Source organism: Halomonas sp. YLB-10, from assembly GCF_003856855.1.
Classification (GTDB): Bacteria; Pseudomonadota; Gammaproteobacteria; order Pseudomonadales; family Halomonadaceae; genus Halomonas; species Halomonas litopenaei.
This window is the reverse complement of record NZ_RRCU01000008.1, coordinates 1-20,925: the sequence shown is the minus strand read 5'-3', so window position 1 is coordinate 20,925 and position 20,925 is coordinate 1. Positions and strand designations below refer to the sequence as shown.

General features: G+C 61.1%; 21 protein-coding genes and 1 tRNA gene. 10 read left to right on the top strand and 12 right to left on the bottom strand.

Annotated features, from left to right (window positions below):
* Positions 1-204 precede the first annotated feature (204 nt).
* Complete coding sequence (locus EBB56_RS17150; protein ID WP_045992751.1) at positions 205-1,029, top strand: inositol monophosphatase family protein; 825 nt, start codon at positions 205-207, stop codon at positions 1,027-1,029.
* Between the two features lie 116 nt (positions 1,030-1,145).
* Here the strand turns inward: EBB56_RS17150 and EBB56_RS17145 are convergent, their stop codons facing one another.
* The 8 genes from EBB56_RS17145 to EBB56_RS17110 form a co-directional block, all read right to left on the bottom strand.
* Positions 1,146-1,991 carry an ABC transporter substrate-binding protein gene (locus tag EBB56_RS17145; RefSeq protein WP_185696470.1) on the bottom strand — a complete coding sequence of 282 codons (846 nt, stop codon included), beginning with the start codon at positions 1,989-1,991 and terminating at the stop codon, positions 1,146-1,148.
* Between the two features lie 118 nt (positions 1,992-2,109).
* The gene (locus EBB56_RS17140) at positions 2,110-3,165 is read right to left on the bottom strand and encodes a CNNM domain-containing protein (RefSeq protein WP_108448524.1); all 1,056 of its coding nucleotides are present in this window, start codon (positions 3,163-3,165) and stop codon (positions 2,110-2,112) included.
* Positions 3,166-3,410: 245 nt separating this feature from the next.
* Complete coding sequence (secF, locus tag EBB56_RS17135) at positions 3,411-4,334, bottom strand: protein translocase subunit SecF (RefSeq protein ID WP_045992759.1); 924 nt, start codon at positions 4,332-4,334, stop codon at positions 3,411-3,413.
* Between the two features lie 34 nt (positions 4,335-4,368).
* Complete coding sequence (gene secD, locus EBB56_RS17130) at positions 4,369-6,219, bottom strand: protein translocase subunit SecD (protein WP_108131253.1); 1,851 nt, start codon at positions 6,217-6,219, stop codon at positions 4,369-4,371.
* A gap of 185 nt (positions 6,220-6,404) precedes the next feature.
* Positions 6,405-6,743, bottom strand: a complete 339-nt coding sequence (gene yajC / locus EBB56_RS17125; protein ID WP_045992761.1) for a preprotein translocase subunit YajC — start codon at positions 6,741-6,743, stop codon at positions 6,405-6,407.
* 66 nt (positions 6,744-6,809) lie between these two features.
* The gene (gene tgt / locus EBB56_RS17120; protein ID WP_045992762.1) at positions 6,810-7,946 is read right to left on the bottom strand and encodes a tRNA guanosine(34) transglycosylase Tgt; all 1,137 of its coding nucleotides are present in this window, start codon (positions 7,944-7,946) and stop codon (positions 6,810-6,812) included.
* Between the two features lie 87 nt (positions 7,947-8,033).
* Positions 8,034-9,062 (bottom strand): tRNA preQ1(34) S-adenosylmethionine ribosyltransferase-isomerase QueA, encoded by a 1,029-nt coding sequence (gene queA / locus EBB56_RS17115; RefSeq protein WP_124804912.1) that lies wholly within the window; start codon positions 9,060-9,062, stop codon positions 8,034-8,036.
* 186 nt (positions 9,063-9,248) lie between these two features.
* Positions 9,249-10,703, bottom strand: a complete 1,455-nt coding sequence (locus EBB56_RS17110) for a DASS family sodium-coupled anion symporter (RefSeq protein ID WP_185696469.1) — start codon at positions 10,701-10,703, stop codon at positions 9,249-9,251.
* A 344-nt stretch (positions 10,704-11,047) separates the two neighbouring features.
* Here EBB56_RS17110 and EBB56_RS17105 point away from each other — a divergent pair.
* A tRNA-Leu gene (locus tag EBB56_RS17105) sits at positions 11,048-11,134 on the top strand.
* 53 nt (positions 11,135-11,187) lie between these two features.
* Here the strand turns inward: EBB56_RS17105 and EBB56_RS17100 are convergent.
* A complete protein-coding gene (locus tag EBB56_RS17100; RefSeq protein ID WP_260425385.1) occupies positions 11,188-12,162 on the bottom strand; it encodes a site-specific integrase in 975 nt (324 codons plus the stop codon).
* Complete coding sequence (locus EBB56_RS22435; protein WP_124804909.1) at positions 12,054-12,392, bottom strand: helix-turn-helix domain-containing protein; 339 nt, start codon at positions 12,390-12,392, stop codon at positions 12,054-12,056. Before EBB56_RS22435 ends, EBB56_RS17100 begins: the two co-directional genes overlap by 109 nt.
* A 364-nt stretch (positions 12,393-12,756) precedes the next feature.
* Here EBB56_RS22435 and EBB56_RS17090 point away from each other — a divergent pair, with 364 nt between their 5' ends.
* Together EBB56_RS17090 and EBB56_RS17085 are read left to right on the top strand one after the other, a co-directional pair.
* Positions 12,757-13,362 carry a hypothetical protein gene (locus EBB56_RS17090; protein WP_124804908.1) on the top strand — a complete coding sequence of 202 codons (606 nt, stop codon included), beginning with the start codon at positions 12,757-12,759 and terminating at the stop codon, positions 13,360-13,362.
* A 157-nt stretch (positions 13,363-13,519) separates the two neighbouring features.
* Positions 13,520-15,166, top strand: coding sequence for a hypothetical protein (locus EBB56_RS17085; protein ID WP_124804907.1), 1,647 nt, complete (start codon positions 13,520-13,522; stop codon positions 15,164-15,166).
* A gap of 110 nt (positions 15,167-15,276) precedes the next feature.
* Here the strand turns inward: EBB56_RS17085 and EBB56_RS22430 are convergent, their stop codons facing one another.
* Together EBB56_RS22430 and EBB56_RS17080 are read right to left on the bottom strand one after the other, a co-directional pair.
* Positions 15,277-15,489 carry a helix-turn-helix domain-containing protein gene (locus tag EBB56_RS22430; RefSeq protein WP_409360218.1) on the bottom strand — a complete coding sequence of 71 codons (213 nt, stop codon included), beginning with the start codon at positions 15,487-15,489 and terminating at the stop codon, positions 15,277-15,279.
* 197 nt (positions 15,490-15,686) lie between these two features.
* Complete coding sequence (locus EBB56_RS17080; RefSeq protein ID WP_124804906.1) at positions 15,687-16,391, bottom strand: inovirus-type Gp2 protein; 705 nt, start codon at positions 16,389-16,391, stop codon at positions 15,687-15,689.
* A gap of 637 nt (positions 16,392-17,028) precedes the next feature.
* Between EBB56_RS17080 and EBB56_RS17075 the strand changes: the two genes are divergently transcribed.
* From EBB56_RS17075 to radC, 6 genes are all read left to right on the top strand, one after another.
* Positions 17,029-17,361, top strand: coding sequence for a hypothetical protein (locus EBB56_RS17075; protein WP_124804905.1), 333 nt, complete (start codon positions 17,029-17,031; stop codon positions 17,359-17,361).
* Positions 17,362-17,462: 101 nt separating this feature from the next.
* Complete coding sequence (locus EBB56_RS17070) at positions 17,463-18,431, top strand: DUF932 domain-containing protein (RefSeq protein WP_124804904.1); 969 nt, start codon at positions 17,463-17,465, stop codon at positions 18,429-18,431.
* Positions 18,432-18,526: 95 nt separating this feature from the next.
* Positions 18,527-18,712, top strand: coding sequence for a hypothetical protein (locus tag EBB56_RS17065; protein ID WP_124804903.1), 186 nt, complete (start codon positions 18,527-18,529; stop codon positions 18,710-18,712).
* Between the two features lie 11 nt (positions 18,713-18,723).
* Entirely contained in the window at positions 18,724-19,461 is a 738-nt protein-coding gene (locus EBB56_RS17060) for an ERF family protein (RefSeq protein ID WP_124804902.1), read from the top strand.
* A 60-nt stretch (positions 19,462-19,521) separates the two neighbouring features.
* Positions 19,522-20,133: a lambda exonuclease family protein gene (locus EBB56_RS17055; RefSeq protein WP_124804901.1), complete on the top strand. Its 612-nt coding sequence runs from the start codon at positions 19,522-19,524 to the stop codon at positions 20,131-20,133.
* Between the two features lie 11 nt (positions 20,134-20,144).
* Entirely contained in the window at positions 20,145-20,642 is a 498-nt protein-coding gene (radC, locus tag EBB56_RS17050; protein WP_124804900.1) for a RadC family protein, read from the top strand.
* The last annotated feature ends 283 nt before the right edge of the window (positions 20,643-20,925 follow it).

Sequence of the window (20,925 nt, the reverse complement as noted above, 5' to 3'; positions counted from 1 at the left end):
CGATGCGGTGACGTCTTCGGTCACCGATGCAATGGCGCTGATGGCGGACCGGTCGGCAGCGCCAAGGGCGCCAGTCTAGCATGGGTAGATGCGCGCTGGGGCGAAGTGCGTGGCATTCATGCCCGTGGTCTGCTAGGATTCGCGCCGAGTCAGTTACCCACGTCGACTCCGTTCTTTAACACCACCGACTCCCAAGGCCCGATCATGCATCCGATGGTCCAGTACGCCCTGCGCGCTGCCCGCAGCGCCGGCGAACAGTTTCTGCGCATTCGCGAACGAATCGAGAATGCCCACGACGAGCACAACCTCGACCGTCTGCTCGAGGACACGGCTCGCAACGCCGAATCCCTGATTACCCGCCAGCTGACCCGCGGTTATCCCCAGCACGGGGTCGTCGGTCGCTACACGCCCCACCGTGCCGGTGAAGGCGAAGGCGCGGATATCCTGTGGCGCATCGAACCCTTCCACGGTTACTCGAACCTGAGTGTGGCGTCCCCTGAGTTCGCCCTGTCCGTGGTATGTCTGATCAAGGGCCGTCCGGAGCACGCGGTGGTGATCTGCCCCTTCAGCGATGACGAATACCTTGCCAGCCGTGGCCGTGGCGCCCAGCTCAATGGCAAGCGTCTGCGTGTGTCCAAGATCAAGAGCGCCGCTGGCGCCCGCCTGTCGCTGGGGCTTCCCGATACCTACCTGCGCTCGCGTTTTCTGCCGACCTACCTGACCCTGGTGCAGCAGCTCGGCCCCCAGGCCGAACAGCTTCAAGCCAGCGCCTGTGGCCTGCTCGACATGGCCCGTCTGGCCGCCGGTCGTGCCGACGCCGCCTTCGTGCTGGGAGTCGAGGAGCAGGACCTGGACATCGGTTCGCTGCTGCTCAAGGAGTCCGGTGCCCTGATCGGCACACCGGATGGCCAGCCCTCGGTGCGTATCGAAGGCGCCCTGATGGCCGCCAACCCGCGCCTGTTCAAGGCGCTGATCAAGCAGCTTGCGCCCCACGTGCATACCGCGCCCAGTCAGCCCGAAGAGGACTGATTCGGCACCGCTCGCGCGAGCGAGCGGTGATCGTGACGCCGTCACAGCAACGCCCCCGCGGCCTGGCCGCGGGGGCGTCATTCGTTGTTGGTGCAGTGAGTTCGGTGTGACCGTGGTCAGGGCGCCAGCGCGGCCACCACCTCTTCGACCTGGAGGCGGGTGCTGTCCAGGCCCTGGCCGGCCAGATACCAGAGTCGCGGCGAGCCGACGGCGATCGCCAGATCGTCACCGACGGCCTGCGTCAGCGCCTCGACATCGAGAGGCGTCTGGCCGATGGCGGCGCTGCGGTCCACCACCCACACCAGGTCGGGCTGGGTGGCGGCGATCTGCGCCGGCGTTAGCGGTGTGAAGGTACGCTCACCACGCGTCACGCTCTCGACGTTCTCGGGAAGTTCGGGCGAGGCCAGTCCCATCAGGTCATGCACGACGGCGTTGTGCTGGACGATAAGCTTTCCGTCGTTGTGGACGACCACCAGTACCTTCGGCGTCCCGTTGATCTCGGCCAACTGCTGATCGAGCGCCTGGCGCAGGTCCGCAAGCGCCTGCTCACCCGCTTGCTTTGCATCGAACAGCGCAGCCAGATCGTCGACCCGATGTTCGAGCTGGTCCCAGGCGTCCTCGCCCTCGGTCGCCACGGCGTAGACCGGGGCAAGAGCTTCCAGGTTTGCGCGTTCGGCTTCCAGGCGCCCGCTGATCAGGATGGCATCGGGTGACAGCGACTCAAGGGCTTCCATGTCGGCGACCTTGAGGGTGCCCACGTCGGTGAAGGCGTCGTCGGCATAGTCGGACAGATAGTCGGGAAGCGTTGCCTGGGCGACACCTGCGATACGCTCGCGCTGCGCCAGGTTGTCGAGGATGTCCAGGGCCGCGTAGTCGAGGGCGACGACCCTTTCCGGCACCGGTTGCGCCCAGGCCTGGGCAGTGACGCTGAGCAGGGCGGCGATGGCGAGAGGCTTGTACATGCTTTCTCCATTGATAATCATTTTCAATGGAGATGTTATCGCAAATGCTCGGGCAAAGGGGGAGCGTCGCCGTGCTACGTTGCGTTGCGTACTGGCGAACGCTCCCTGGCGCCGGGGTTCAGGAACCCTGGCTGGCCGGGTCGCCGGAGTCTGTCTTGGCTGACCTGCCTTGTCGACGCTGGGTCCAGCGCTGCTTGGCGTACTTGCGCATATTGGTGACGTTGTCGGTCTCGTCGACGATATCCTGGCCGAGCACCGTCTCGATCACGTCCTCCATGGTGATCAGGCCCACCCAGGTGCCGTGATCGTCATAGACCACCGCCAGATGCTGACGATCCCTGAGCATCATGGTGAAGACGTGCTCGACGCTGTCGTCGGCCTGTACCGAGGGGGCGTCCTGCATGATCTCCTTCATGTCCACGGATTCATCCGCCTGGTAGGCGTCGGCCTTGTGCACATAGCCGATGGCCTGCTCGCCGCCGTCCATCACCGGAAAGCGGGTGAACGGCGAGCGCACCAGGTCCTGTTCGAACTGGGCCACGGTCATCGATGGGCGCACCGTGACGCACACGGTTCTTGGCGTCATCACCTTGCTGATCTTGATCTCGTGCAGGTTGAGGATGTTGGTGATGGTTCTGGCTTCGTCCTGGTCCAGTGCCTTCTCGTCCAGGCCGATGCGTGCCAGCGCCTTGATCTCGCCACGCATATCGGTGTCGGCGGCATTGCCGCCGATGCGCTGGGTGATCTGCTCGGACATCCAGATGAACGGCTTGAGAATCAGGATCAGGGTATTGAGGATAGGCGGTAGCCAAGGCGACAGCTGGCGCCAGAAGGTGGCGCCGATGGTCTTGGGAATGATCTCCGAGAGGATCAGGATGGCCAGCGTCATCACCGCCGAGGCGACGCCCAGCCAGGCCTCGCCGAAGACCACCGCGACCTGGGCGCCGACGCCGGTGGCGCCAACGGTGTGGGCGATGGTGTTGAGCGTCAGGATAGCCGCCAGCGGGCGATCGATATCCCGCTTGAGGGCGTTCAGCTTCTTGTGCAGCGGCTCGTTGGTCTCCTGGACCTGGGCGATATAGCTCGGTGTCAGCGACAGGATGGCCGCTTCCAGTACCGAACACAGGAAGGAGGCGCCGATGGACAGTACGGCAAAGGCGATCAGCAGGAACATGCGGCCTCGTCACGTTTTAATGGGGTGGATGACAAGCATGAAAGGGGGCGCTGGCCAGGGCAAGTGACGGCGGGCATTTTCTGGAAGGAAACGACCTATCTCGCGTTGCTGCATGGTTTTCGAAGTGAACTGAGAGGCCGCCGACAGCGGTGCCGGCTCGCCGTGATCGTGCACTGACCTCGGAAAGCAAGAGGCCCCGCCGTGGATGATCCACGACGGGGCCTCGAGGGGCAGTTGCGGTGATATCAGGGCAGCTGCTCTTCCTCGGCGTCTTCCTTCTTCTCCGGGATCAGGTCGCGGCGCTGAAGCTTGAGCTTGATCAGCAGGGCCGCCGCCACGTAGATCGACGAGAAGGTACCCACGCCGATACCGATCAGCAGGGCCACCGAGAAGTTGTGGATCATGTCGCCACCGAGCCAGGCCAGCGCCAGCAGTACCAGCAGGGTGGTGCCGGAGGTCGCCAGGGTGCGGGACAGGGTCTGGTTTATCGCCTCGTTGAAGATCGCCGGCATGTCGTCGATACGCGACTTGCGGATATTCTCGCGGATACGGTCATAGACCACGATGGTGTCGTTGAGCGAGTAGCCGATCACCGCCAGCACGGCGGCCAGCACCGTCAGGTCGAACTCCATCTGGAACAGCGAGAAGGCGCCGACCACGATGATCACGTCATGGACCAGTGCCAGCAGTGCGCCGATGGCGAACTTGTACTGGAAGCGGAAGGCCACGTAGAGCATGACCACGCCGAGGGCGACGAGCATGCCGAGACCGCTCTGGTCACGCAGTTGACCGCCGACCTGGGCACCGACGAATTCGGCACGCACCAGGTCCACCTGGGCGCCGCCCTGGGCCAGCAGGCCCACGACCTGGTCGCCGACGTTGGCCTCGAAGGTCTGCTGCAGACGAATCAGCACCTCATTGGCGGCGCCGAAGGTCTGTACCGAGATGTCATTGAAGCCGGCTCCCTCGAGGGCGCCGCGCACGCTGTCCAGCGCCGGGGCGGTGGCGTAGCGGACTTCGACCAGGGTGCCGCCGGTGAAGTCGAGGCCCAGGGCCAGGCCCTGCACCACCAGCGACACCAGTGAGACCAGGATCAGGATCGCCGATATGGCAAAGGCGATCTTGCGCTGGCCCATGAAGTCGAGATTCAGGTTGGTGAGGCGTTTCATACCCTCTCCCCGTTGTGTGCAAGTGGACATGGGCTTAGATCCATAGCTTCTTCACCGGCTTGCCGCCGTAGATCAGATTGACCATGGCACGGGTCACCAGCAGGGCGGTGAACATCGAGGTCAGGATGCCCAGCGACAGGGTGACGGCGAAGCCCTTGACCGGGCCGGTACCGATGGAGAACAGGATCAATGCCACCAGCAGGGTGGTGATGTTGGCGTCGACGATGGAGCTGAAGGCGCGCTCGTAGCCGGCGTGGATCGCCTGCTGCACCGACAGTCCTGTGCGCAGCTCCTCACGAATACGCTCGAAGATCAGCACGTTGGCGTCGACCGCCATGCCCAGCGTCAACACGATACCGGCGATACCAGGCAGCGTCAGGGTGGCGCCGAGCATCGACATGGCGGCGACCAGCAGGGTCAGGTTCAACGCCAGGGCGATGTTGGCGATGACGCCGAACACCTTGTAGCGGATCAACATGAACAGCACGACCAGCAGCAGGCCGATCTGTACCGAGAGCATGCCGCGCTCGATATTGTCGGCGCCGAGGCTCGGGCCGATGGTGCGTTCCTGGGCGAAGTAGATCGGTGCCGCCAGAGAACCGGAGCGCAGCAGCAGTGCCAGCTCGCCGGCTTCGGTGGGCGATTCCAGCCCGGTGATGCGGAAGCTGTTGCCCAGCGCGCTCTGGATGGTGGCCAGGCTGATGATGCCGCGCTCGGTGTAGGGATCACGCACGGTTACCTGCTCACCGTCCTCCATCACCGTACGGTCACGGGTCTTGTGCTCGATGAACACCACCGCCATGTTGCGACCGATGTTGGTGCGGGTGGCGCGGTTCATCAGGGTGCCGCCGGTGCCGTCCAGGTTGATGTTGACCTGGGGGCGACCGTTCTCGTCGAAGCCGCGGCTGGCGCTGGACACACTGTCGCCGGTGATGATGACGTCGCGCATCAGGTCGGCGGTGCGTCCGGGTTCATTGCGGAAGGACAGCGCCTCGGTCTCGTTGGACGGGGTGTCGGTGCGCGCCTCCAGGCGGAACTCCAGGTTGGCGGTGGCGCCGACGATACGCTTGGCGGCGGCGGTGTCCTGCACGCCGGGCAGCTCGACCACGATGCGATCCGGGCCCTGACGCTGTACCAGCGGTTCGGCCACGCCGAGCTCGTTGACGCGGTTGCGCAGGGTGGTCAGGTTCTGGTTGATCGCGTAGTCCTGGATCTCGTCCACGGACGCGTCGGTCAGCGTCATCGCCAGGCTGGCGCCGCGTTCACGCTCGACGTCCTGATACTGGAAGTCGGGGAACTCGCGGCGAATCAGCGTCTCGGCAGCGTCGCGGTCCTCGGCGTTCATGAAGTCCAGCGAGATGGTGCGGCCGTCGATCTCGGTGTTGCGGTAGCGGATGCGCTCTTCACGCAGGGTCTCGCGCATGGCGCTGGCGTTGACCTCGAGACGCTGATTGACCGCCGCTTCCATGTCCACTTCCAAAAGGAAGTGCACACCGCCACGCAGGTCCAGACCAAGGGTCATGGGCGAGGCCGCCAGCGAAGACAGCCACTCGGGGGTGGACTCTGCCAGGTTCAGCGCGACCACATAGTCATCGCCGAGCTGCTGGGCGATCAGGTCACGGGCGGGAATCTGGTCCTCGGCGTCGTTCAGCCGGATCAGCAGGCTGTTGGGCTCCTGTTCCACCGTCTTGACGTCGATGTCCGCCTCGGCCAGGGCCTGTTCGAGGCTCTGCTGCTGGGACTGGCTGAAACTCAGCTCGCCACGATCACTGCTGATCTGGACCGCTGGGTCTTCGGGAAACAGATTGGGAAGGGAGTAGACCAGGCCGACAAGAAGTACCACCAGGATCAGCAGGTACTTCCATAAAGGGTAACGATTGAGCATCGGGGCTCTGCCCTCAGGTTGCTGACAAATAAGGGAAAGCCGGGGGCGCTCGAGAGGTGCTCCGGGGACTTTCCAAAGCGAAGGGTGCGGCTGCCTCGCCAACGCGCGACAGCCGACCGATCGGCTCCCCCCGCGTCAGCATGGGGCCCCCTTCGGCGCACAGGGCCGAAGGGGAATGACACCAATCAGATGGACTTGATAGTGCCCTTGGGCAGCACGGCGGCCACGGCGTTCTTCTGCACGCTGACTTCGGTGCCTTCGCTGATTTCCATGGCGAGGAACTCGCTGTCGTCGCTGACCCGGGTGATGCGGCCCATCAGACCACCGCCTATGACGATCTCGTCACCCTTGGACAGGCCAGCGATCAGCTGCTTGTGCTGCTTGGCGCGCTTGGCCTGGGGACGCCACAGCAGGAAGTAGAAGATCAGCACGAAGCCGACCAGCATCACGATCTGGGCGATACCACCACCGGCGGCAGCGCCAGCATCCTGGGCCAGGGCCGGGGAGATGAAGAAGTCCAACATGTACGACGGTCTCCTGAAGTCGTGGGGAAAAGGGAGTCAGACGGCCGGCGGCTGCCGACCGGGTCATCAATTCGGGGCGGGGGGAACCGGCAGGCCACGCCTGGCATAGAACCCTTCCACGAAGTCAGCCAATGTACCCGCTTCGATAGCACCGCGCAAACCGGCCATGACACGCTGATAGTGACGCAGATTATGGATCGTGTTGAGCATTGATCCGAGCATCTCGCCGCAGCGGTCCAGGTGGTGCAGATAGCCCCGCGAGAAGTTCTGACAGGTGTAGCAGTCGCAGTCATCTTCCAGCGGGCGGGTGTCGTGACGATGCTTGGCGTTGCGGATCTTGACCGTGCCCTCGGCGGTGAACAGGTGGCCGTTGCGGGCGTTGCGGGTGGGCATCACACAGTCGAACATGTCGACTCCGCGGCGTACCCCCTCGACCAGATCCTCGGGCTTGCCGACGCCCATCAGATAGCGCGGCTTGTCCGCCGGCATCCACTCGGGCAGATAGTCGAGCACCTTGATCATCTCTTCCTTGGGCTCGCCCACCGACAGCCCGCCGATGGCGTAGCCGTCGAAGCCGATGTCGCCGAGGCCCTTGAGCGAAGCCTCACGCAGATCCGGGTACATGCCGCCCTGGATAATGCCGAACAGCGCCGACGGTGAGTCGCCGTGGGCATCGCGAGAGCGCTGGGCCCAGCGCAGCGACATCTCCATCGAACGGCGCGCCTCGTCGTGGGTCGCCGGGTAAGGGGTGCACTCGTCGAAGATCATGACGATGTCGGAGCCCAGCGAGCGCTGCACCGCCATCGACTCTTCCGGTCCCATGAACACCTTGGAGCCGTCCACCGGCGAGCGGAAGTGCACGCCCTGCTCGGTGATCTTGCGCGTCTCGCCCAGCGAGAACACCTGGAAGCCGCCGGAGTCGGTGAGGATCGGCTTGTGCCACTGGGCGAAGTCGTGCAGGTCGCCGTGGGCCTCGATGACCTCGGTACCGGGGCGCAGCCACAGGTGAAAGGTGTTGCCGAGGATGATCTCGGCGCCGATCTCTTCCACCGAGGCCGGGGTCATGCCCTTGACCGTGCCGTAGGTGCCCACCGGCATGAAGGTCGGGGTCTCGATGGTGCCGCGGGGAAAGGTGATGCGACCTCGGCGGGCCCGGCCGTCCTCGGCCAGCTTGTCGAAGCGCATGAAGCATTGCTCGCGCATGGGTCTCTCCGTGCCCCTTGGGGGCGTTGATTCGAGCCTGACGACGGTGGACCGCTCGGCCGAGCAGCCACCGCCTGGCAAATAGGGTCAGCGTGCCGGCGTCAGCAGCATGGCGTCGCCGTAGCTGAAGAAGGCGTAGCGTTCCTTTACCGCCTCGCGGTAAGCCTTCATCACGGTGTCGTAGCCGGAGAAGGAAGACACCAGCATCAGCAGGGTCGATTCCGGCAGATGGAAGTTGGTGATCAGGGCGTCCACGCAGCGCCACTCGTAGCCCGGGTAGATGAAGATGTCGGTGTCGCCGGAGAAGGGCGCGATCTCGCCCGACTGGCTGGCGGTCTCCAGGCAGCGCACGCTGGTGGTGCCGACGGCGATGACCTTGTTGCCGCGAGCCTTGGCCGCGCGCACCTGGGCGCAGGCCTGGTCACCCACCTCGATCCATTCGCTGTGCATGTGGTGCTCCTGGATATTGTCGACGCGCACCGGCTGGAAGGTACCGGCGCCCACGTGCAGGGTCACGTAGGCGGACTCGACGCCCCGCTCGGCCAGCCGCTCGAGCAGCGGCTCGTCGAAGTGCAGCCCGGCGGTCGGCGCGGCCACCGCCCCGTCGCGGCGGGCGTAGACGGTCTGATAGCGCTCGCGGTCGGACAGCTCGTCGTCGCGGGTGATGTACGGCGGCAGAGGCATATGGCCGTGGCGTTCCAGCAGCGCGATCATCGGGGTATCGCCGAGAAAGCGCAGCTCGAACAGGGCGTCGCGGCGGCCTTCGACCACTGCCTGGATGCCGCCCTCGAAGTGAAGCTCGGTGCCGGGCTTGGGTGACTTGCTCGAACGCAGATGGACCAGCCCCCGATGGGCGTCCAGCGGCCGTTCGAGCAGCATTTCCACCTTGCCGCCGCTGGCCTTGTGGCCGTGCAGGCGGGCGGGGATCACGCGGGTGTCGTTGAACACCAGCAGGTCGCCGGGCTCGAGCAACTGTTCAAGGTCCGGAAAGCGGCGGTGGTCGAGGTGTCCGCTGGCGCCGTCGACACACAGCAGGCGGCAGTCGCTGCGAACGTCGGACGGGTAACGGGCGATCAGCTCTTCAGGGAGCTCGAAATGAAAGTCGGCGCGCTGCATGGGAATTCGCAAGTCGTCAGGCGGGATGAAGGATGCCAAAGGCGCACAAGGATACCGTTTCCTGACCGCCACGTCAGGAAACGGCGTCGATCTTCTGTCACGACCACGCCATGGGCGTCAGCCCGTGTCGGCCATCCGCGAGGCGGGCAGCGCAGTCGGGTCGATGACCAGGGGCCATCGGGGTGACTACCACAGCAGCAGGATCAGACCGTAGGCCATCAGCGTCACCACCACCGTACTGATCAGGTTGAGGGCAAAGCCGGCACGAATCATCGACTGGATCTTCATGTGACCGGTGCCGAAGACGATGGCGTTGGGTGGTGTGGCCACCGGCATCATGAAGGCGCAACTGGCGGCGATGGCGGCCGGCACGGTGATCAGCATCACCGGCAGGTCCAGCGACAGCGCCAGCGCGCCGAGCAGCGGCAGAAAGGCCGCCGCGGTGGCGGTGTTGGACGTTACCTCAGTGAGGAAGATGATGACCAGCACCACGCCGCCGATGATCGCCAGCACCGGCAGGGCACCGAGGATCGACAGCTGGTTGGCGATCCACTCGGCCAGCCCCGACTTGCTGATTGCGCCGGCCAGCGCCAGACCGCCGCCGAACAGCAGAAGGATGCCCCAGGGCAGCTTCACCGCGTCTTCCCACACCATCAGCGCCTCGCCGGAACGACGGCCGGAAGGAATCAGGAACAGCGCCATGCCGGCGACGATGGCGATGGTGGTGTCGGACAGCCAGGAGGCGCCCATGTCATTGAGCAGCGGGCGCAGTATCCACAGCGCCGCCGCGGCCAGAAACAGCAGGCCGACACGGCGTTCGGCGGCGCTCATCGGGCCCATCTCGGCGAGCTGGTCCTTGATCAGGTTGTCGCTTTCACCCTTGCCGACCTTCAGCGAGAAGCCGCCGCGGGACAGCCACCACCAGGTCAGCGCCATCATCACCACACTGATCGGTACCCCGACCAGCATCCACTGGGCGAAGCCCAGATCGATGCCGCGATCATCGGCCAGATAACCCGCCAGCAGAGCATTGGGCGGCGTGCCGATCAGGGTGGCCACACCACCGATGCTGGCCGAATAGGCGATGCCCAGCAGCAGCGCGGTGGCAAAGCGGCGCAGCTCATCAGGGTCGGAATCCTCGAGCAGGCTCAGCACCGAGATGCCGATGGGCAGCATCATGATCGAGGTGGCGGTGTTGGACACCCACATGCTGAGAAAACCGGTGGCGATCATGAACCCGGCGATCTGGCGCTTGGGCTCGCTGCCGACGACCTTCAGCACGTGCAGGGCGATACGCTTGTGCAGGTTCCAGGTCTGCATCGCGATACCGAGCAGGAAACCGCCGAGGAACAGATAGATGATCGGATTGGCGTAGCTGGCCGCGACCTCCTTGATGCTGCCGATGCCCACCGCCGGGGCCAGCACCAGGGGGATCAGCGAGGTCACCGGGATCGGGATCGCCTCGGTGGACCACCAGCTGGCCATCAGCAGTGCCATGCCGACGCAGCCCCAGGCGGCCTGTGACATGTCGCCGGGCGGGGGCAGCACCAGGGTGGCGATCAACAACAGCGGACCCAGCACCAGCCCGATGCGGCTGGCGATGGACGGATGGGGAACGGCTTCATTGCGAGTGTCAGCCATGGGCGACTCCATTCTGGGCTGGACGCGGGTCTCGTTGACCAGGGGCTTGGTTGACCTGGGGCAGGCGGAGCGCAGTCTACCAAGGTCTAACCCGAGCGGGCGAGCGTCAAGACATGGACGAATGACCCACCTGCCGCCAGGGTGCCGAAACCGACGGCCGGTGGGGCTTTGGCTGACAACGGCCGAGGCCGATCCCAGGTCGATGCTCGGCCGGATGCGGCGGGTGCCGTGCCCGACAGGGGCGGGAGTCGCCTCGACAACGGCGCCATCGGCCCCGACAGGCGCCACCGAGCGGCTCAGGGGAATTGACCTCTGGCGCCACCCACGTATAATCCTCGCCCGTTGCCGGTGTGGCGGAATTGGTAGACGCAGCGGATTCAAAATCCGCCGGGTGCAAGCCCTTGTCGGTTCGAGTCCGACCGCCGGTACCACTTGAAAAACAGTCGCTTACGAGCGGCTGTTTGTGTTTCTACCCTCCCTCTTTCTAGTGCGTGGTCGCAGTTTGGTCGCAGAAGGCCCCGCTCAAGCTCGGCAGGCGGGAGCCGATATCGTCCAGACCCGCATCGAAAATGTGCGAGTAGCGGCTGGTGACGATCAGGCTGGAATGCCCAAGCAGATCGCGCACCGTGGTCATGCTCTCGCCGGCCTGGGCCAGCATGCTGGCATAGCTGTGGCGCAAGTCGTGAAAGCGCAGATCGGGCCGTCCCACGGATTGGCGAGCATGTTCCCACACCGTTCGCAGCCGATGATAGGTCGTAGCGAACGGTAGCTCCTCCAGCCATGCTCGGGCATCCTTCGGCACCGGCACCACCCTGGCCTTGCCGCTCTTCGTCTGGTCTGGTCGCAGCAGAATGCGACCACCTTGGACGTTCTGAGGGTCCAGAGCCAGCAGTTCGCCCTGGCGGAGCCCGGTGAGCGCCGCCAGGGCGATCACCCGCTTCTCGACAATCGAGTGATCGGGAATGGCTTGCAGAAGCTGACTCACCTGCTCGATGGTCAGGTACACATGCCGTTCGTTCTTCGGCATCTTCTTTCTGATCTTGTCGCCCAAGGGACGATCCAGCCATCCCCATTCCCGATAGGCAAGGTTCAGCACCCGCTTGACCACCTGCAGATGATTGTTGATGGTGCTCTGAGCACGTCCTTGCTTGCGGAGGTCGCGGGCCATCTCGCGGGCCTTGTCGACGCTGTCCATGCCGAGCAGTACCCGGTCGCCCATGTAGCGAGCCACAGGGCGGATAGCCTTCGCCTGACTGGCCACGTCGTACTCGTCGATCCATCGCTCGAGCCCCTCGATAAAGGTGCGCCGCGGTTGGCGCCCCATAGCCTCACCCTGGAAAGCCGCTTCGTTCAGCTCTGCCTGGCGCTTCGCTGCGTACTCGCGCGCCTGGCGCTCCCCCTCTCGATTCCCCGCAAACGTTCGTTGATATCGGTGACCGTGGTACGTTTCTGTGACCACCCACCGGTTCCTTTTTTCCCTGTATCTGACTGTGATTCCCATGTGTCGCGTACCTCAGGCTGAGGGCCGCGCTTGCAGCTCTCAGCGTACCTCTCCACTGCGCTCCGCTCAAAGCGAACAGCTGTGCCGATCTGGACGAAGCCGATGCGGTGCTTGTTGCCGTACACCCAGCTCGGGCTCATGCCCAGCCATTCAGCGACCTGATCCGGGCGCAGTAACCCTTTAGTCATACGTGCCCCCTCACTAGGTTGCTCAATGGGCTGTTGCTGTCGACGGCAAAGCCATGGGATTGGCTATCTTGGCCGCATCACGCGGGCAATTGTGGACGGCGAATTTCCCAGAATTTGACGTCACACTCTCCCCACCATGACTCCCCACCGTGACCACCGGGGATGACGGGGCTTGGAAAGCCCTGCGTGTGCTGCCAGCGGTGGAGCGTGCTTATTGAGCTGCCGTACCTCCGGTAGAGCTGGCGTGTATTGACGTATGCTTCGGCTCTCATGGTGAGTCTCCTGACTCCAGGTGTTGCCACAAAAGGTATCTATCGGATACTATTGAGACATCATAGAGGGCTTTGCGGAGGAGTCAAGCGGCATGTACGAGACGACGAGATTGGCCATCGGGCTTCGTATGGCGAGGGCAGCGGTGCAACTGACGCAGAATGCGTTGGCGGCCGAGCTAGGGGTTACAAAAATTGTTGTCGCGCGCAATGAAAAGCCCGACATGGCTATGCGTGCAGACACCCTCGTCAGGTTGATCTACGTCTTGCGGCAAAGGGGAGTAGAGCTGGATGTATTTAGCACGCTTGATAGCGTAAGGCTCTATATGACAGGGGGAGAGCTTGATGCAGCGGCCATGCGAATTTCTCGCGCAGCACTTAGCATGAACCAGCAAGGCTTTGCTGACTGCATCGGGTTGACTAAAGCCATCGTCACCCGCGGTGAAAGGCCGGGAGTCACCATGCGTTCAGATACATGGCATACCTTCAAGGTGAAAGTGAAGGAGCTAGGCATAGTGGTTGATTGGGTGCCAATGGTTGCTGACCTTACTGTTGTAGTGAATAGGCCAGCAATTGAAAGGATCGAAGCTATACAGCAAGGTAGCCTGCTTCCAGGTGAGCCAGGAAAGGAACTTATACCTACAAGCTTGGAAGATAAGATCAAAAGTAAAAACTGGCAGGAAAAGCATCGAATAAAATAATTATGGGCTTGTAGGTTTGTTTGGTGCGTGATTTTAGTTGGTCGATATGGTCCATCTTCCGGGACTGAAAGATCTGATGATTGCACAAGGAGCTCTTTGCTCGAGCTTAAGTGTCGCAGGCTAGCATGGTTAGCCTATGTTGTTATGAGGGGGGGCTGTGGATAGAAATAATGGTGTTTATTCTTACACCTCTGAGATAGGTGGGTGCAGGGCTACCTCGTCTACTAGGCAAAGGCTAACTGAGGGTCAAGTACATGAAGTAACAGGAGCTACAGGTCAGGTTAGCTGTGCCCAGCTTCAGCCACAAGGTAGCCAACTTCCTCGACGCAATCGCAAGGATCGCAAGGTAGAAGCGATCTATGGGTTGCTGCGGGAATATTTTTATAAAGGTATCACGCCACGAGGCACCTCATTATTAGTCAACCGTGAAACATTGCAATCTACTCCTTTAGAGGCGAAACAGCTGGTGAGTACCGTTCAGAGCATTGCATATCACGCTTCTGGACTTGCAGTTAATAAAGGTGATATAGAGCAAGCGCTTGGGGTTATCGAGGGTGATGCACCAGAAGTTCAAAACCTGCGTGCAACTATAGGGCTGACGGTATGTGGTGACCAGGGCCAGGTATTCTTGTTAACACCTGTTGGCGTTATTGAAATCCAGCCAAGCGGTGGATACTTTCGCCCCGACAATATCGCCGGGGCGATAGGGTATGTTCGTTTGAAAAACGGTAAGCCTCCGTGCTATCAGGCAGTTTTTGGGGAAGTGCAACTCCAGCCATTGCTGTGGATTTTGGGCCAGCTAAATGTGCCTAATGATAGCCGATTATTGGTGGCCGCTTGGCTTGTAACTAGCCTTCATCCGGAGGCCGATAATGTACTGCTGGAGATCGTTGGGGAGCGGCGTAGTGGTAAAAGCTCTTTGCAAACTATTTTGAAGCATTTGATTGATCCAAGCTTTGAGTATTTGGTGGTGGACACACCCACTACCTCTAGGCAAGTCGATGTGCTTGGAAGGCGAGATAACGTTATTAGCTTAGATAAGGTCGATGGTCTGAGCCAAAAAGTTCAGAGTGCGCTCCTGACACTGCTCGAGGGTAAATTAACTGATATTAGTACGTCAAAGAAGGAGAGGGATACAAATGTCATGCTTTCTCATCCGGTTTTGTTGAACAGTGCTGAAAGTGTTGTCACTTGGTCCGATTTGGCAGATCGCAGTGTCCTTGTTCAGCTACCTCGAATCGAAAATATTAAAGAGAATTACTTTAATCAAGTGAGTCACCACGTGAATTTCGCTTTTGCAAGCTTGGTGAAGTTGTTGGGGTACGTTCATAGCCGCTGGAAATCTATCAACCCGACATCATGCCCAGCTGGTATGATTGATTTTTACCGCATTGGCATTAGTGTGGCTGAAGCCCTTGGTTCCAGTGCCGAAGATTTTGATTATCAGGTTCAGGCGAGCATGAAACGCCGGTTTGCATTAGAGCTCTCTGAGCATCCTGTCGCCGTTGCTGTGAGGGACTTGCTAGGCGCTTCCGGCGAGGACTGCCTAGATATACCCGTAGGGCAGTTTCTTGTTAGGCTGAATGACTACCGTCCTGATCACACTGAGGATAAGGATTGGCCGCGTAGCCCTCGTCATTTGGGAGCTAAACTGGATAGCTGTGGTGCCCTGATGGAAGCGCATGGTGTGCGCGTAGGCCCGCCCGTGCGAAAGGGTAAGCATGGAGTTTTTCATCGCAGGATCGAGAAATGCCCCTCGCAGCTATACCACCAGTGGAACGCTACTCCCGTGAGTAGTATCTAGCAGGATACAGGCGTGATGCGCGCCTGTAGGCAGGATGTCTGGATGTCTTGAATTATTTTTCGCCATAATAACCATGTTTTTGCGCTATTCAGTGGCGTTTCCTCGGCATGTCATCCAGTTGTCTTGTTCCGGTGCATGTCCACCCACCGGCGGATTAGCGTCGTGCCCGGTGCTTTCGGCATTCGCCGGAACTGAAGCCATTCTTCCAATGTTCGATGCGGCACACCAACCTCCTTAGCCATTTGGGCTTGAGTGATCCCTCGCAGCTTTCGCAAGGCAGCAGCATCACGGATTAGTCGGCGCTTTGGTTCATTCTGCTCCATGGCGGCTAGCCGTGCATGATCAGGGTCTAATGATTCCGGCTGGTAGACCTGTGATTGGGTATGAGGTGGCGTGTTTGAACCACCAGTATTGCTTATCGACGCGGTAGGGTGTTGCCAAGGGTATCGTGTCATGAGGGCTCTCCTGCATATCAAAAGGAAAGGCCCGTCAAAGCGGGCCTATACAAGGGATATGTGTCTTATTTCTGGCTCGTCATCAGGCCGTGGTGCCTTTCACCAAAATGCTTGGTATGAGCTTTACAGAGATAGCTGCTACGTCGGAAGGCGTCGGGTAGTAGGTGATAGTCTAGGCTGGGTTCAAGATAATATTGCCTTACACCTTTGCGATTAAAGCCGAACTGAACCCCATCCACAGCTTCCTCGTCGGTCGTCTTCAAAGCACTGGCCCATGCGCCTACTATCAACCAGAACGGGTTGTCTTCTTCTGACTCCATGGCGCCAATGTGGCGAAAGGCATGACCATTGAGTAGAAGCATGACGTGATAGTGAAGCCCTTGGTTCTTATCTCCAATTTCACGGGCGATGATGTAGCGAACTGGGCACTTGTGTGGGCTACGTTTACGGTGAAGGTTAGCTTTAATCTTGGCTTCTAACGAATCTAGGAAAAGGCGAATCACGCCGTTTCCACCTGCATTTTGAGGAAGAGGGACTTGCGCTGGTACCTTTAGATCAAAGCGTACTACTAGAACCTTGCTATGTGCATGCAATGCATTATCAAATACCTTATAAGCTCGGTCGAGATAACTTGTGATCAAAGGCCCGTCCTTGGTGAGCACGGGTAGCGTGACATTTTCTTTTGGAGAGTATTCCTGGCTGTAATGCAGAATGTGATTGCGGTTTTGTTTTAGGCGCTTCGGTTGTTTCAGAAGCTTGGGCTGTTTCATGAAGTTGGCTCCGTTAACTGTAAGAAGCGAGTCTCGTTGACTCGCCAGTATTGCCACGTGCAGGGGAGCAGCTAAGGAACGACGGTAAGTGCTATCAATAACCAATATGTGCGCTTGCTTCACGCTCTACTCGGTCAGCTATTTGAGCATTGATGCGGATAACGGTTGGCGTTACGACAGGGTTGGTGTTTTAGCACCACCCAGTCTCACTAGTGTGCTCAATGATGGTGTTATAAATACACCATTGAATAATCTCATCCAGTAGCTCTAAAGCAGTAGGTATATATTAACGTTTACCTAATTATCGATATCCGGTTATGCTTCGGTACCGCTGACACTTTTATCGATTATGTTAAGCGCTGCCTAGCGTTTTTTGTCCCATTAGTGCTCCCGCAAAAAATGAACTCGTGGCATCAGATAACTAGGCCGTGTAAAGAATTACATCACCCCATTCTAGCTACTCCGGCGTTTGCCGTCGCAGGCCTTATTTCCCCACTTTTTTACGTTGCTGCCGTATACATACTATGTACACACCGCGCGTCACGTTCTCATTAGATTGAAAAAAATCTCAACCACACACTACCTCCATGAAACCCCAGACGATTGGGTTATCAATCATCATCATGGAGGTACTCCCATGCCCACATGCTGTCCAAGCTGTGGCTCTCATCACGTCATCACTCGACATCATGGCCGCAAGGTATGCGGCATTACCGGAGCTGCTGCCGGTACGGCGTCAGGATCGGCAGGAGCGCTCAGTGGTGCCAAGACCGGTGCCCTCGTAGGGGCGATGGCCGGCCCTGTTGGTATCACCATTGGCAGCCTCACCGGCGCCGTCCTGGGCGGCCTGATTGGCTGTGCCGCTGGCGGCGTCACCGGGGCACGCCTCGGTGCGCAGCTTGACGACAAGATGCTCGACAACCATCAGTGCCGCGATTGCGGCCACACCTTCCGCCCCGAGGCGGACTGACCTCGTTCTCAACCCTTTCTCTCAATCCTCACGAGCATGGCCCGCTGCCCTTGGGTGGCGGGCTGCTATGCCGTGATCTCGACAATCAAGGAGCAATACTCATGGCACATCAGATCGAACAGATGGCTTACGTCGGCGACACCCCCTGGCACGGACTGGGGCAGCAGCTGTCACGCCATCAGCCGCTGGAGGTGTGGCGGCAACAGGCCGGCATGGACTGGCACATTGACGAATCCCCGGTACGCTTCATCGCCGATGGCGCGGGGCACCTGGGCAGCATCCACTCTTTCCCGGAGCAGAAGGTGCTCTACCGCTCGGATACCCGGGCACCGCTGTCGGTGGTCTCCCAGCGCTACAAGGTGGTGCAGCCCGAGGAGGTGCTGGAGTTCTACCGGGATCTCACGGAATACGCTGGCTACGAATTGGAGACGGCCGGCGTGCTCAAGGGTGGTCGCAAGTTCTGGGCGTTGGCGAAAAGTGGTCTGGGCGGGGCCTTGAAGGGCCAGGACCAGGTCAACGACTACCTGCTGCTGGCCACGTCCTGCGATGGCTCCCTGGCCACCGTCGCCACCCCGACGTCAGTGCGCGTGGTCTGCAACAACACCCTGACCATTGCGGTGGACGGCACCTCTCAGGGTGTGAAGGTGCCGCACAGCACCGAATTCCGTCCTCAGCTGGTCAAACAGCAGCTGGGGATCTCCGTGTCGCAGTGGGACGACTTCATGTATCGCCTGAAGACCCTGGCCGAGCGCAAGGTCAGCCAGGAAGAAGCGAGGACCTACTTTCAGTCGGTGATCTGCAACGCCGAGGCCCCGCTGGAGGATCCGTCCAAGCTGCCCAACGTCCGCGCCCTCAATCGCGTCCAGAAGCTCTACCAGGGCGATGGACGCGGCTCTCAGCTGTGCACCGCGCAAGGCACCGCCTGGGGCCTGCTCAACGCGGTCACCGAGTACGTGGACCACGAGAAGCGCGCTCGCAGCAACGACTACCGCATGGACTCCGCGTGGTTCGGCCAGGGCGCCGGTCTCAAGGACAAGGCGCTGGAATCCGCTCTTGAGCTGGTGGCCTGAACGGCGTCCTGCGTCCTCCCACCCCCGTCTTTCCCTCACCACGGCATAGCGCCCGGCCCATCAAAGGCCGGGCGTTTTTGTTTATGGAGGTACCGATGCAACCACCCATGACATTCGAGATCTGCCATGCCCTGACCCAGCTGACGCGTCAGCTGCTGGAGGCCGGCGAGCAATCGATCGAAACCCACGTGCTGGCCAAGGGCCAGGTCTATCGCGTGGCCCTGTCCCTGGAGCCGGTCCCGACCGAGGAGCTCCCTGACGTCATCCAACGCTATCGATAACGGAGGCCATCATGGCAACCCCCATTCATCCCAAGACCGCCGATCAGGCACCGGTCGCCCACGCCACCCAGGACAGCACCGCGATCATCCAGGTGATCGAGCGGGCGGCCCTCAATCCCGAGGTCGACATCGACAAGATGGAACGCCTGCTGCAGATGCAGGAGCGGGTGCTCGACCGCCAGGCGCTGATGGCCTACAGCGCCGCCATGGCGGCCATGCAGACCGAACTGCCGAGCATCGCCGAGCGTGGCAAGACCAACAACGGGCACTACGCCACCCTGGAGGACATCGTCGATACCGTGCGGCCGATCATGAAGAAGCACGGCTTCGCGGTGAGTTTTCGGATCCAGACCCAGGAGCGCGGCATCCAGGTCACCGGCGTGCTGATGCACCAGGACGGCCACCGCGAGGAGACCAGCATGCTACTGCCGGCCGACACCAGCGGCAGCAAGAACGCAGTGCAGGCCTTCGGTTCCTCGACCAGCTACGGCAAGCGCTACGTGCTCTGCGCCCTGCTCAACATCACCACCCGCGGACAGGACGACAACGGCCATGCCGCCGCCCCGGTGAAACTCGTCACACCTTTCCAGGCGGGACAGATCCGGCAGCTGATAGTCGCCTGTCCACAGGCCACTCAGGAGTGGTTCGTCGGCAAGTACGGCGAGCCCGAGCAGGTGCCACGCAGCGACTTCGACAGGCTACGCGCCTCTCTGCAAAAGCGAGCACTGACCAACCGCCAACGTCACTGACCGGTCAGCGAGGGGGCAACCCCTCGCCGCCTATGCCGCCTCATCGAGAAGGAGATCGTCATGCAGATCCTGACACTGGAACAGGGCACGCCCGAGTGGCATGCCGCCCGCCTCGGCATCATCACCATGTCCGAGCTGAAGACACTGCTGGTCAAGGGCAAGGGGCCGGACGGCTTCGGTGCCGGCGCTTTGAGCTATATGCACCAGCTGATCGGCGAGCGCATCACCGGTGAGCCGTCCGATGCCTTCCCGGGTAATGCTCACACTCATCGTGGCCACGAACTGGAGCCGGTAGCCCGCGAGCTCTACCACGAGGCCACCGGCCTGCCCCGACTGGAGCAGGTCGGCATCATCCTCAACCACGGAGTGGGCTACTCACCGGATTGCCTGGTGGACAGCAACGGCCTGGTGGAGATCAAGACCAAGCTACCCAAGTACCAGATCGAGCTGCTGCTCGAGGGAGAGCTGCCCCAGGAGCATGTCGCCCAGTGCCAGGGCGGCCTGTGGGTCAGTGAGCGAGAGTGGATCGACTTCGTCAGCTACTGGCCGGGGATGCCGCTGTTCGTGAAGCGTGCCTACCGGGACGAAGCGATGATCCGCACCATCGCCGAGCGCGTCGCGGCGTTCTACGAAGAACTGGAGCGCCGCATGGCGCTGGTAATGGCCGCCTGAGGAGAACGATCATGAACCACCGCAAGCTCAAGGCCGGTGAAGTCGCCGGTACCTATGACATCACCACGCCGATCACCGAGGCCGAGTTGGTCAGCAGCGCCCAGGCCTTCGCCAGACGGCTTCTGGCCCGAGGCCGTAAACTCACCCGGCCGGACCTGGTGTTCGACTACCTGCAGGTGCTCTTCCAGGGCTACGAGCACGAGGTGTTCAGTGCCCTGTTCCTCGACACCCAGCATCGCCTCATCCACTTCGAGACGCTGTTCCGAGGCACCATCGACTCGGCCAGCGTCTACCCGAGGGAAGTGGTCAAGCGTGCCCTGACGCATAACGCCGCGGCGGTGATCTTCGTTCACAACCACCCCTCGGGTGACCCCGAGCCCAGGGACGCCGACCGGCGCATCCCCCAGCGCCTGAAGGAAGCGCTGGGCCTGGTGGAGATCCGCGTCGTCGACCACATCGTGGTCGGGAGCGAGGGATGCCAGTCCTTTGCGGAGCTCGGGTACATCTAGGCGTTATCCAGCTTTACGGCCTACAACCCGGTGCTGCCCTCAAGGGCAGCACCGGTATCTCAAGCCATCTTTTTTGTTTCGAGAGCTGCTTCCAGGAAACCGGCGACCGGCTGTTCCGCGGTGGTAACGAGTTCTATGGTGGAGTCAGCAAGTACTGGTTAACCCGGCTTATTCATGAGGTAGGTCTGAAAACGAAAATAGCGAATGGTATTCTCTAGAGAAATCAGTGTGTTCCGCCAAGAACCTGATTCCAGAGGACCATCCGCTATGGGTGAAAGCGTAT